The 12035-nt window shown below is 58.2% G+C and carries 10 protein-coding genes and 1 pseudogene; all 11 read right to left on the reverse strand.

Annotation, left to right across the window (positions count from 1 at the left end; genetic code table 11):
* Window positions 1-44: 44 nt before the first annotated feature.
* Window positions 45-1520 (reverse strand): NADH-quinone oxidoreductase subunit M, encoded by a 1476-nt coding sequence (locus tag HEQ17_RS07740; RefSeq protein WP_296292201.1) that lies wholly within the window; start codon window positions 1518-1520, stop codon window positions 45-47.
* A gap of 22 nt (window positions 1521-1542) precedes the next feature.
* A pseudogene (gene nuoL / locus HEQ17_RS07745) lies at window positions 1543-3577 on the reverse strand (NADH-quinone oxidoreductase subunit L).
* Between the two features lie 7 nt (window positions 3578-3584).
* Window positions 3585-3893, reverse strand: coding sequence for an NADH-quinone oxidoreductase subunit NuoK (gene nuoK, locus HEQ17_RS07750; protein WP_053176930.1), 309 nt, complete (start codon window positions 3891-3893; stop codon window positions 3585-3587).
* Window positions 3893-4543 (reverse strand): NADH-quinone oxidoreductase subunit J, encoded by a 651-nt coding sequence (locus HEQ17_RS07755; protein ID WP_296292202.1) that lies wholly within the window; start codon window positions 4541-4543, stop codon window positions 3893-3895. The genes nuoK and HEQ17_RS07755 overlap by 1 nt, the downstream gene beginning before the upstream one ends.
* Window positions 4544-4580: 37 nt before the next feature.
* The gene (gene nuoI / locus HEQ17_RS07760) at window positions 4581-5090 is read right to left on the reverse strand and encodes an NADH-quinone oxidoreductase subunit NuoI (RefSeq protein ID WP_108351987.1); all 510 of its coding nucleotides are present in this window, start codon (window positions 5088-5090) and stop codon (window positions 4581-4583) included.
* A 13-nt stretch (window positions 5091-5103) separates the two neighbouring features.
* A complete protein-coding gene (nuoH, locus tag HEQ17_RS07765; protein ID WP_296292203.1) occupies window positions 5104-6186 on the reverse strand; it encodes an NADH-quinone oxidoreductase subunit NuoH in 1083 nt (360 codons plus the stop codon).
* Window positions 6179-8293 carry an NADH-quinone oxidoreductase subunit NuoG gene (nuoG, locus tag HEQ17_RS07770; protein WP_296292204.1) on the reverse strand — a complete coding sequence of 705 codons (2115 nt, stop codon included), beginning with the start codon at window positions 8291-8293 and terminating at the stop codon, window positions 6179-6181. The genes nuoH and nuoG overlap by 8 nt, the downstream gene beginning before the upstream one ends.
* Window positions 8286-9686, reverse strand: coding sequence for an NADH-quinone oxidoreductase subunit NuoF (gene nuoF / locus HEQ17_RS07775; RefSeq protein WP_296292205.1), 1401 nt, complete (start codon window positions 9684-9686; stop codon window positions 8286-8288). The genes nuoG and nuoF overlap by 8 nt, the downstream gene beginning before the upstream one ends.
* Window positions 9686-10174, reverse strand: a complete 489-nt coding sequence (gene nuoE / locus HEQ17_RS07780) for an NADH-quinone oxidoreductase subunit NuoE (RefSeq protein WP_296292206.1) — start codon at window positions 10172-10174, stop codon at window positions 9686-9688. The genes nuoF and nuoE overlap by 1 nt, the downstream gene beginning before the upstream one ends.
* Window positions 10171-11424, reverse strand: coding sequence for an NADH-quinone oxidoreductase subunit D (locus HEQ17_RS07785; RefSeq protein WP_296292207.1), 1254 nt, complete (start codon window positions 11422-11424; stop codon window positions 10171-10173). Before HEQ17_RS07785 ends, nuoE begins: the two co-directional genes overlap by 4 nt.
* Window position 11425: 1 nt before the next feature.
* Entirely contained in the window at window positions 11426-12034 is a 609-nt protein-coding gene (locus HEQ17_RS07790) for an NADH-quinone oxidoreductase subunit C (protein WP_296292208.1), read from the reverse strand.
* Between the last annotated feature and the right edge of the window lies 1 nt (window position 12035).

The following is a 12035-nucleotide window of genomic DNA, read 5'->3' on the forward strand; positions in this document are numbered from 1 at the left end:
CTCTCAATTGTTCTATTCAGGCGAAACGTTCAGGTCCTGGCCGCTCACGGCAGCTTGGACACGGCCACGTGCTTGAGCAAGTCCATCACCGAAGCATCCATCACATCGGTGAACGGTTTGGGGTAAATGCCCATGTAGAGCACGGCCACGGCCAGCAGGCTCAGCATCAGGAATTCACGGGCGTTGATGTCGGCCAGACCTTTGACATCGTCATTGGTCACAGGGCCCAGGTACACGCGCTTGAACATCCACAAGGTGTAAGCCGCGCCAAAGATCAGGGCCGAGGCGGCCAGCAAGCCGATCCAGAAGTTGGATTTGACGGCACCCAAAATGACCATCCACTCGCCCACAAAGCCAGCGGTGCCAGGCAAACCGGCATTGGCCATGGCAAACAGCAAGGCAAAGGCGGCAAATTTGGGCATGGTGTTGACCACGCCGCCGTAGCTGGCAATCTCACGCGAGTGCACCCGGTCGTACAAGACTCCGATGCACAAGAACATGGCGGCCGACACAAAGCCGTGCGCGATCATCTGCACAATGCCGCCAGACACGCCCAGCGGGTTGAAGATGAAAAAGCCCAAAGTGACAAAACCCATGTGCGCCACCGACGAATAAGCCACCAGCTTTTTCATGTCTTGTTGCACCATGGCCACCAGGCCCACATAGACCACAGCCACCAGCGACAAAACAATGATCAACAGGCCCCACTCGCGGGCGGCATCGGGTGCGATCGGCATGGAAAAGCGCAAGAAACCATATGCGCCCAGCTTGAGCATGATGGCCGCCAGCACGGCAGACCCGCCGGTGGGCGCTTCAACGTGTACATCGGGCAGCCAGGTGTGCACCGGCCACATGGGCACCTTGACGGCAAAGGCCGCAAAGAAAGCAAAGAACAGCAAGGTCTGCACGCCGCCCGCCAAGGGCAGTTTGTGCCAAGTCAGGATATCGAAGCTGCCGCCGGAGGTGATGTACAGATAGATCAAGGCGATCAGCATCAGCAAGGAGCCGAGCAAGGTGTACAAGAAGAACTTGAAGGCCGCGTAAATCTTGTTCGGGCCACCCCAGATGCCGATGATCAGGTACATCGGGATCAAGGTGGCTTCAAAGAAGACGTAGAACAAGATGCCATCCAGCGCACTGAACACGCCAATCATCAAGCCCGAGAGGATCAGGAAGGCGGCCATGTACTGGTTGACTTTGCGGGTGATGACTTCCCAGCCTGCAATAACCACCACCACGTTGATGAAGGCCGTCAGTGGAATCAGCCACAGCGAGATGCCATCCACACCCAAGTGGTAGTGCACATTGAAGCGCTCAATCCACGAGGCTTTTTCGACAAACTGCATCTCGGATGTGCCGAGTTGAAAGCCCGAAATCAAAGGCAGTGTGACCAGCAAACTGGCGATCGCGCCGACCAGCGCCAGCCAGCGCACAGCACCCGCTTGGCTGTCGCGACCGAAGGCCAGCAAGACGACACCGAACGCAATCGGCATCCAGATGGCAAGGCTTAACAATCCCATTTTTATTTTGTCCTCAAAACCGTTAAGCGAGCCAGACGAAATACGTCATCAGCACGAACACGCCCAAAATCATGACCAGGGCGTAGTGATACAGAAAACCCGACTGGAACCAGCGGACCACGCCAGAGATCAGTCCCACAAGTTTCCAAGATCCGTTGACAAAGAAGCCGTCGATGATGGCGCGGTCGCCCACCTTCCACAAACCCTGACCCAAGCCGCGTGCGCCTTTGGCCAAGATGTTTTCGTTGATCCAGTCCATGAAGTACTTGTTCTCGAGCACCACAATCAACGGACGCAGTGCGCGGGCCAAGAAGGCTGGCACTTTGGGGTTGATCAGGTACATGTACCAAGCAGTCACTACACCGGCCAAAGCCAGCCAGAACGGCGCCATGCTCAGGCCATGAATCGCCATGGCCACCGGGCCGTGGAACAACTCACCCAATTGCTGCATGGCAGGGTGCTTGACGGCATCGATGAAGATCACGTCTTTGAAGAAGTCGCCATACAGCATGGGACCGATCGTCATGTAGCCAATCACGACTGAAGGAATCGCCAGCAAGACCAAAGGAACCGTCACCACCCAAGGCGACTCGTGGGGTTTGTCGTGGCCATGGTCATCATGACCATGGTGGTCATCATGGCCATGGTGCGCATCCGGGTTCTGGTCGTAGCGCTCCGGGCCGTGGAAGACCAAGAAGTACATGCGGAACGAATAGAAGGCCGTGACAAACACGCCCGCCAGCACCGCGAAATTGGCAAAGCCAGCGGCAGGCAAGTTACTCAGGTGCACGGCTTCGATGATGCTGTCCTTGGAGTAAAAACCCGAGAACAAAGGCGTACCGATCAAGGCCAGCGAACCCAGCAAAGAGGTGATCCAGGTGATGGGCATGTACTTGCGCAGACCGCCCATGTAGCGGATGTCCTGGTTGTGGTGCATGCCCATGATGACCGAGCCAGCGCCTAAGAACAGCAGCGCTTTGAAGAACGCGTGCGTCATCAGGTGGAACACGGCCACCGAGTAAGCCGATGCACCCAGTGCCACCGTCATGTAACCGAGCTGCGACAAGGTGGAATAAGGCCACCACGCGCTTGATGTCGTTTTGGATGATGCCCAAAAAGCCCATGAACAAGGCCGTGATCGAGCCGATCACCATCATGAAGTTCAAAGCCGAATCGGACAGCTCGAACAGCGGTGACATGCGCGCCACCATGAAGATGCCAGCCGTCACCATCGTGGCGGCGTGGATCAGGGCGGAGATGGGCGTGGGGCCTTCCATCGAATCGGGTAGCCACACGTGCAGCGGGAACTGGGCCGACTTGCCCATGGCACCGATAAAGAGGCAAATGCAGATCACGGTGATCAGCATGGCGTCCATGCCGAAGATGTACCAAGGGAAATCGATGGCAGCGAGTTCTTGCGCCTTGGCAAACAGCTCGGTGTAGTTGAGCGTTCCGGTGTAAGCGGCGATCAGGCCAATGCCGATGATGAAGCCGAAGTCACCCACCCTGTTGACCAAAAATGCCTTCATGTTGGCGAAGATGGCGGTCGGTTTGTTGTACCAAAAGCCGATCAGCAAATAAGACACCAGGCCCACCGCTTCCCAGCCAAAGAACAACTGCAGCAAGTTGTTGCTCATGACGAGCATCAGCATGGAGAAAGTGAACAGCGAGATGTAGGCAAAAAAGCGGTTGTAGCCTTCGTCTTCGTCCATGTAACCAATGGTGTAGATGTGCACCATCAGGGACACGAAGGTGACGACGCACATCATCATGGCCGTGAGGCCATCGACCATGAAACCGATTTCCATCTTCAGGCCACCCACCACCATCCAGGTGTAGATGCTTTCGTTGAAACTGGCCCCAGCCAAGACGCTGTTGAGCGTGATGGCCGACAGGATGAACGCCAAGAGCACGCCCAAAATGGTGAAGCTGTGCGACAGTCGACGACCAATCCAGTTGCCACCGAATTGGGTGCCCCAAATACCGGCCAACAAAGAGCCCATCAGCGGGGCCAAGGGGATGGCCAGCAATGTGCTGGCGTTGAGGGTCTGACTCATATTCTTGTTAACCCTTGAGCGAATTGAGTTCGTCCACGTTGATGTTGTGCTGGTTGCGGAACAGCAGCACCAGAATGGCCAGGCCAATGGCCGATTCGGCCGCGGCCACCGTGAGGATGAAGAAGACGAACACTTGGCCGTGCATGTCACCCAGGTAGTGTGAGAACGCCACAAAGTTCATGTTCACGGCCAGCAGCATCAGCTCGATGGCCATGAGCAAAACGATCAGGTTCTTGCGGTTCAGAAAGATACCGATCACGGCCAATGCGAACAGCATGGCACCGAGCGACAAGTAGTGTCCAAGGGTCAGGGTCATCATTTTTTCACCTCCACAGGTGCTGCATCAGTTTGAGCAACGGGGGCAGGCGCTGCTTGGGTCGGGTCCATTTTGACCACTTGCATGCGGTCGGAAGCACGCACCTTGACTTGGATGGACGGGTCAATCGCCTTGCTGTCCTTGCGCTCACGCAGGGTCAGGGCAATGGCCGCGATCATGGCCACCAGCAAAATGGCCGCCGCGATCTGGATCGGCATCAGGTATTCGGTGTAAAGCAAGATGCCCAATGCTTTGGCGTTGTCCACCGGCACGGCACCGTTGCCCATGACCGGTGCTTCGGACAAGCGAAAACCGGACAACAACACAGCGGCCATTTCCAGAGCGACGACGGCCCCCAAAGTGGCCGCCAAAGGAAAGTTCTTCCAGAAGCCTTTGCGCACAGTGTCGATGCCGATGTCCAGCATCATCACCACGAACAAGAAGAGCACCATCACCGCACCCAGGTACACCAGCACCAGCAAGATGGCCAGGAATTCGGCATTGAGCAGGAACCACACAGCAGAAGCTTGCGAGAAAGCCAGCATGAGGTAGAGCACCGCATGCACGGGGTTGCGTGCGGTCACCACCCGGAAGGCTGCAAACAGCAGCACCACCGAGAAGAGGTAGAAGAAACCGGTCTTGACGTCCATAGGTCTGTCTTTTTAAGTGTTCAGGACTGGGCGACGTTCAACGGTAAGGCGCATCGGCGGCACGGGCAGCAGCGATCTCTTTTTCGTAACGGTCGCCCACGGCCAGCAACATGTCCTTGGTGAAGTACAGGTCACCGCGTTTTTCGCCGTGGTATTCAAAAATGTGGGTCTCGACGATCGAGTCCACCGGGCAGCTTTCTTCACAAAAGCCGCAGAAGATGCACTTGGTGAGGTCGATGTCGTAGCGTGTGGTGCGGCGCGAACCGTCTTCGCGCTGGCCGGCTTCGATGGTGATGGCCATCGCAGGGCAAACCGCCTCGCAAAGCTTGCAGGCAATGCAGCGCTCTTCACCGTTGTCATAACGGCGCAGGGCATGCAGGCCGCGAAAACGCGGCGAGAGCGGCGTTTTTTCTTCAGGAAACTGCACCGTCACCTTGCGGGCAAAAGCGTAGCGTCCAGTCAGGGCCATGCCCTTGAGCAACTCCACGAGCATGAAACTCTTGAGAAAGTCCTTGATCGAGAAAGAGGAAGCAGTCATTGTGGTCATGGTCATTCACCAATCAGTGCCAGATGTTCCATGGCGAGTGCAACCACACGCCAACGACCAGCAGCCACACCAAAGTGACAGGGATGAAGATCTTCCAGCCCAGACGCATGATCTGGTCATAACGGAAGCGCGGGAATGTGGCACGAATCCAGATGAACATGGACACCACCAAGAAAGTCTTGAGGCCCAGCCAGATCCAGCCCGGGATCATGTTGAACAAGGCGTGGTCGATGGGCGACAACCAGCCGCCCAGGAACATGATCACGGCCAGGATGGACACCAGCCACATGCTGGCGTATTCGGCCAAGAAGAAGATCGCAAAGCCCATGCCCGAATACTCGACCATGTGACCGGCGACAATCTCGGCCTCGCCTTCGACCACGTCAAACGGGTGACGGTTGGTTTCGGCCACGCCCGAGATCAAGTAGACGATGAAGATGGGCAACAGCGGCAACCAGTTCCAAGAGAAGATGCTCAGGCCCATGTCGGCGGCAGCGCCCTTGCCTTGCGCCAGAACGATCTCTGTCAAGTTCATGCTGCCCGAGACCATCAAGACCACCAGGAAGCAAAAGCCCATGGCGATCTCGTAGCTCACCATTTGCGCCGATGCACGCAGCGCACCCAAAAAGGCATATTTGGAGTTGGAGGCCCAGCCCGCGATGATCACGCCATACACCTCAATCGACGTGATCGCCATCACCAGCAACAAACCCGCATTGATGTTGGTCAGTGCCTGCTCGGGGCCAAAGGGAATCGCCACCCAGGCGGCCAAGGCCGGCATGATGGCCATGATCGGGCCCAGGCGGAACAAGCCGGGGCTGGCCGCTGTGGGGTTGATCAACTCCTTGGTCAGGAGTTTGAGCGCGTCGGCAATCGGTTGCAACAAACCAAACGGCCCCACGCGGTTGGGGCCATGACGCACTTGCATGAAGCCCAAGAGTTTGCGTTCCCACAGTGTCAGGTAAGCTACAGCGCCCATCAGCGGCGCGAGGATGGCGACGATCTTGAGCAAGATCCACAAAACAGGCCAAACCATCGTGGCCCACCAGCTGGCAGCCACCAAATTCAGGCCGCCGTTGTACAGCGCGTCAATCATGGGTCACCTCCAGACGGGCGTCTGCGGTCAATTGCAAAGAAGGCGCGCGGCGCACGGTACCGTCCAACTGGTAAATGGAAGCGACCGCCGGAGCGGGCGTGGTGGTCCCCGTCAGATTGATGGCGGCCCGTGTGACGTTAGATGCTGCCAGCGGCTGCGCTGTGGCGCGGGACAACACATCTTGAGAGGTCTCGAAGGACACGCCCGGGATGTCGAGCAAGTTGGCCAGCACGCGCAGCACTTTCCAGGCCGGACGGGTATCGGCCAAAGGCTTGACCACGGCGTGGAAGCTTTGCAGGCGGCCTTCGGCGTTGACAAAAGAGCCCGATGTTTCGGTGAACGGGGCAATCGGCAGCAGCACATCGCTGAATGCCATGTTGGCCTTGAACGGGCTGAGCGTGACCACCATTTCGACCTGCGCCAGTGCTGGGGCAGCAGCGCCACCTGCGGCGCTGTCAAACTCTGGCTCGGTGTTCAGCAAGATCGCGGCTTTCAGGCCGCCGGCCAGCATCTGGCCCGCATGCTTGCCGCCGGTTTGGGGCTGTGCGCCTACCCATTGCGCGCCCACGGTGTTGGCCGCTTCGGTCAGATAACCCACGCTGGCGCCCGTTTGCTCGGCAATCCAGTTGGCCAGGGCCAGCAAGGTCGAAGCGTTGGCATGGTGTGCTGCGGCATTGCCCAGCAACACCGCCTTACGCTCGCCGCCCAGCAGAGACTTGGCGATGGCTTGGGCTTGTACAGAGGCCGTGCCCGCACAAGGGGCTGTGACGCCCTTCTCGGCTGCAATGGCGGTCGCCACATCGGCCAGGGTTTGCGCCCAGGTAAACGCATCGGTCACTACCGCGTTGGCCACAGACATGGCCCAGGCGTCGGCATGGCTGAATGCCGCGGGGTCGGTGATCACGTGCAGCTGAGCGCCATGGCGCACGGCGTGCCGTACACGCAGGGCAAACAGTGGATGGTCTTTGCGCAGGTTGGAGCCCACGACCAGAACACGCTGCAAGGTAGACAACGATGCAATGGATGTGCCCAAAGTGCGCACACCTTCGGCTGTAGCAAATTCGGCGTTGCGCAAACGGAAATCAATGTTGTCAGAGCCCAGGCCGCGCATCAAAGCACCGGCCAAATACAACTCTTCCACGGTGCTGTGCGGGCTGACCAATGCGCCGATGCCGTTGGCACCGTGGTCGCGCTGGATGTTGCGCAAACCATTGGCCACGTATTCGAGGGCGGTTTGCCAGTCCACAGTTTTCCACTCGCCGCCCTGCTTGAGCATGGGATGGGTCAGGCGGTCAGTGCCATTCAGGGCTTCGTAAGAGAAACGCTCGCGGTCAGCGATCCAGCACTCGTTGACATCTTCGTTTTCCAGCGGTACGACGCGCATGACCTGGTTGTTCTTGACCTGCACGATCAGGTTGGCACCGGACGAATCGTGCGCAGCCACCGACTTGCGACGCGACAACTCCCAAGTGCGGGCGTGGTAGCGGAACGGCTTGCTGGTCAAAGCGCCCACGGGGCAGATGTCGATCATGTTGCCCGACAACTCGGAGTCAATCGTCTGGCCCAGGAAGGTTTCGATTTCGGCGTGTTCGCCCCGGTGTGACATGCCCAACTCCATGGCACCGGCCACTTCCTGGCCGAAACGCACGCAGCGTGTGCAGTGGATGCAGCGGCTCATCTCTTCCATCGAGATCAGAGGGCCGACTTCCTTATGAAACACCACACGCTTTTCTTCTTCGTAGCGCGAGCTGCTGCCACCGTAACCCACAGCCAAATCTTGCAACTGGCACTCACCGCCTTGGTCGCAAATGGGGCAATCCAGCGGGTGGTTGATCAGCAAAAACTCCATGACCGACTTTTGCGCCGCGATGGCCTTGTCGCTCTTGGTGCGCACGATCATGCCTTGCGTCACGGGCGTGGCGCATGCGGGCATGGGCTTGGGGGCTTTTTCGACCTCAACCAGGCACATGCGGCAGTTGGCCGCAATGCTCAATTTTTTGTGATAACAGAAATGCGGAATGTAGGTGCCGGCTTTTTCAGCGGCATGCATCACCATGCTGCCTTCGGCAACTTCCACTTTCTGACCGTCGAGTTCTATTTCAACCATGGGTCTTCACCGCTGTTGCATCGGCATCGACCATGGAGGTCTTGTGCTCGATGAGGTGTACAAATTCGTGACGGAAATGCTTGAGCATGCCGCGCACCGGCATGGCCGCTGCATCGCCCAAAGCGCAAATCGTGCGGCCCATGATGTTGCCGGCCACACTGTCGAGCATGTCGATGTCGCTGGCACGGCCTTGGCCGTGTTCAATGCGGTCCACCATGCGCCAGAGCCAACCTGTGCCTTCACGGCAAGGGGTGCATTGACCGCAAGACTCGTGCGAGTAAAAGTAAGACAAACGCGCCAGCGCCTTGACCATGCAACGCGTTTCGTCCATGACGATCACTGCGCCCGAACCCAACATCGAACCGCCCTCTTTGGCGATGCTGTCGTAGTCCATGGTCAGCTTCATCATCAACTCGGCAGGAACGACCGGCGAGGACGATCCGCCAGGGATCACCGCCTTGAGTTGGCGACCACCGCGCATGCCACCGGCCAGTTCGAGCAGCTTGGCAAAGGGCGTGCCCATGGGCACTTCGTAATTGCCGGGGCGCTCCACGTCACCGCTGACCGAAAAGATCTTGGTGCCGCCGTTGTTGGGTTTGCCACATTCCAGATACGCCAGACCCCCATTGCGGATGATCCAGGGCACCGCTGCGAAGGTTTCGGTGTTGTTGATGGTGGTGGGCTTGCCGTACAGGCCAAAGCTGGCGGGAAACGGTGGCTTGAAGCGAGGCTGGCCTTTTTTACCTTCGAGTGATTCAAGCAAAGCGGTTTCTTCGCCGCAGATGTAAGCGCCAAACCCGTGCGAGGCGTGCAGCTGAAAGCTGAACGTGCTGCCCATGATGTTGTCACCCAAATAGCCTGCAGCACGGGCCTCTTCGAGGGCCGCCTCAAAGCGCTCGTAGGTGTGGAAAATTTCGCCGTGAATGTAGTTGTAACCCACGCTGATGCCCATGGCATAAGCGGCGATGATCATGCCTTCAATCACCGTGTGGGGGTTGTACTCCATGATGTCACGGTCTTTGCATGTCCCCGGCTCGCCTTCGTCCGAGTTGCACACCAAATACTTTTGCCCAGGGAACTGGCGGGGCATGAAGCTCCACTTCAGACCCGTGGGGAAACCCGCACCGCCGCGACCGCGCAGGCCGGACTCTTTCACGGTGGCGATCACCTGGTCTTGGGTCATGCCCGCAACGCCGGTCTCGGCATGGGGTTCGGCACCGTCTTTGCCCAAAATTTTACGCAAGGCCTCATAGCCGCCGCGTGCTTCGTAGTCTTGGATGCCCCAGTTCTTGCCATTCAAACCGGCATAAATTTGCGGGTTGATGTGGCGGTCATGGAAGCAGCTTTCCACGCCGGTGGCTTGGAATTGGCTCAGAATTTGTTCGACGTTCATCAGGCGGCCTCGGCTTTCTTCAGGCTGTCGACGAGTTGGTCCAATTTTTCATGGCTCATGAAGCTGCACATGTGGCGGTCATTGACCAACAACACGGGCGCATCGGCGCAAGCGCCTTGGCACTCGCTGGGCTGCAAAGTGAACAAGCCGTCGGCAGTGGTCTGGCCCGAATGCACGCCCAGCTTGCGCTCCAAGTGTTCCAGGGCCGCTTGGCCACCGCGCAACTGGCAAGGCAGATTGGTGCAGACGTTCAGCTTGAACTTGCCGACCGGCTTTTGGTTGTACATGTTGTAGAAGGTGGTGACTTCGTGTACCGCCATAACAGGCATGGCCAACACCTCGGCCACGACTTGCTCACTGTCGGGGCTCACCCAGCCTTGTTCTTGCTGCACGATAGCCAAGCAAGCCATGACGGCCGACTGCTTTTGGTCTGCAGGGAACTTGGCAACTTCACGCGCAAAGCGTGCTCTGGTGGAATCAGAGATCATCGGTCAATCTCTCCAAAAACGATGTCCATGGTCCCGATGATGGCGACCGCATCGGCCAGCATGTGGCCACGGGCCATTTCATCGAGAGTGGCCAAATGGGCAAAGCCCGGGGCACGAATTTTGAGGCGATAAGGCTTGTTGGCCCCATCGCTCACCATGTAGATGCCGAACTCACCTTTGGGGTGCTCGACAGCAGCGTAGGCCTCGCCTTCGGGCACATGGAAACCTTCAGTGAAGAGCTTGAAATGGTGAATCAAGTCTTCCATGTTGGTCTTCATGCCTTCACGCGCAGGCGGCGCGATCTTGTGGTTGTCGGTGATGACCGGGCCAGGGTGGGCACGTAACCACTTCACGCACTGCTGGATGATGCGGTTGGATTCGCGCATCTCCTGCACACGCACCAGGTAACGGTCATAGCTGTCACCGGTCTTGCCCACGGGCACGTCAAATTCGACTTGGTCATAAGCGTCGTAAGGTTGCTTTTTGCGCAAGTCCCAAGCGAAGCCGGAGCCGCGCAGCATGGGGCCGGTCATGCCCAAATTGAGGGCACGCTCTGGAGTCACCACGCCCACACCCACGGTGCGCTGCTTCCAGATGCGGTTGTCGGTCAACAGGGTTTCGTACTCATCCACGCACTTCGGAAAGCGCTGAGTAAAGTCGTCGATGAAGTCCAGCAAGGAGCCATTGCGGTTCTTGTTGAGCTGCTCGATGGCCTTGGCGTTCTTGACCTTGCTGACCTTGTACTGCGGCATGCTGTCTGGCAGGTCGCGGTACACGCCACCGGGGCGGAAGTAGGCTGCGTGCATGCGGGCACCCGAGACGGCCTCGTAAATGTCGAACAGGTCTTCGCGCTCACGGAAGGTGTAGATCAGGATGGTGGAGCTGCCGCAATCGTTGCCGTGCGAACCGAGCCACATGAGGTGGTTCAAGATGCGGGTAATTTCGGAGAACATCACGCGGATGTACTGGGCGCGCATGGGCACTTGCAGGCCCAGCATCTTTTCGATGGCCAAGCAATACGCATGCTCGTTGCACATCATCGACACGTAATCCAAGCGGTCCATGTAGGGCAGCGACTGGATGTAGGTTTTGCTCTCCGCCAACTTTTCGGTAGCGCGGTGCAGCAAGCCAATGTGCGGATCGGCACGTTGCACGACCTCGCCATCCAACTCGAGCACCAAGCGCAACACACCGTGTGCGGCCGGGTGCTGGGGACCGAAGTTCAGCGTGTAGTTCTTGATTTCGGCCATGTCAGTTCAGGCCTCCGTAGTTGTCTTCGCGGATAATGCGCGGCGTGATTTCGCGTGGCTCAATGCTCACGGGCTCGTAAATCACGCGCTTGCGCTCGGCGTCGTAACGCATTTCGACGTGACCCGACAGCGGGAAGTCTTTGCGGAAGGGGTGACCGATGAAACCGTAGTCGGTCAAGATGCGGCGCAGGTCGTTGTGGCCTTCGAACACGATGCCGTAGAGGTCGAACGCTTCGCGCTCGTACCAGTTGGCCGAGTTCCAGATGTCGTTGACCGAATCCACCAAAGGCAGATCGTCATCGGGGCAGAGCACTTTGACGCGCACGCGCTGGTTCAGGCTCACGGACAACAAATGCACCGTGACACCAAAACGCGGGCCATCGGTGCCCACTTCGCGGTAAGCCGAGTAATCAAGTCCTGCCAAATCTACAAGCTGTTCAAATTGGCAGCCAGGCGCATCACGCAGGGTTTGCATCACACCCAGGTAATGGGCCGCGCTCACATGCACAGTCACCTCACCTAGGGCCAGGGTGATTTTCTGCACCCGATCACCCAAGGCAACAGCCAAGTTGTCTTGCAAGTCTTCGGGGCGAATGGCGAAATCGGTCATC

Origin of the sequence: Limnohabitans sp., from assembly GCF_023910625.1 — a bacterium.
Classification (GTDB): domain Bacteria; phylum Pseudomonadota; class Gammaproteobacteria; order Burkholderiales; family Burkholderiaceae_C; genus Limnohabitans_A.

What these genes read in the sequence shown, in the direction of transcription:
- HEQ17_RS07785 (WP_296292207.1), bottom strand. Translation starts at nt 11,424, where the DNA reads ATGGCCGAAATCAAGAACTACACGCTGAACTTCGGTCCCCAGCACCCG.
- HEQ17_RS07790 (WP_296292208.1), bottom strand. Translation starts at nt 12,034, where the DNA reads ATGACCGATTTCGCCATTCGCCCCGAAGACTTGCAAGACAACTTGGCT.
- nuoF (WP_296292205.1), bottom strand. Translation starts at nt 9,686, where the DNA reads ATGAACGTCGAACAAATTCTGAGCCAATTCCAAGCCACCGGCGTGGAA.
- nuoH (WP_296292203.1), bottom strand. Translation starts at nt 6,186, where the DNA reads ATGATTGACGCGCTGTACAACGGCGGCCTGAATTTGGTGGCTGCCAGC.
- HEQ17_RS07740 (WP_296292201.1), bottom strand. Translation starts at nt 1,520, where the DNA reads ATGGGATTGTTAAGCCTTGCCATCTGGATGCCGATTGCGTTCGGTGTC.
- nuoK (WP_053176930.1), bottom strand. Translation starts at nt 3,893, where the DNA reads ATGACCCTGACCCTTGGACACTACTTGTCGCTCGGTGCCATGCTGTTC.
- nuoE (WP_296292206.1), bottom strand. Translation starts at nt 10,174, where the DNA reads ATGATCTCTGATTCCACCAGAGCACGCTTTGCGCGTGAAGTTGCCAAG.
- HEQ17_RS07755 (WP_296292202.1), bottom strand. Translation starts at nt 4,543, where the DNA reads ATGGACGTCAAGACCGGTTTCTTCTACCTCTTCTCGGTGGTGCTGCTG.
- nuoI (WP_108351987.1), bottom strand. Translation starts at nt 5,090, where the DNA reads ATGACCACAATGACTGCTTCCTCTTTCTCGATCAAGGACTTTCTCAAG.
- nuoG (WP_296292204.1), bottom strand. Translation starts at nt 8,293, where the DNA reads ATGGTTGAAATAGAACTCGACGGTCAGAAAGTGGAAGTTGCCGAAGGC.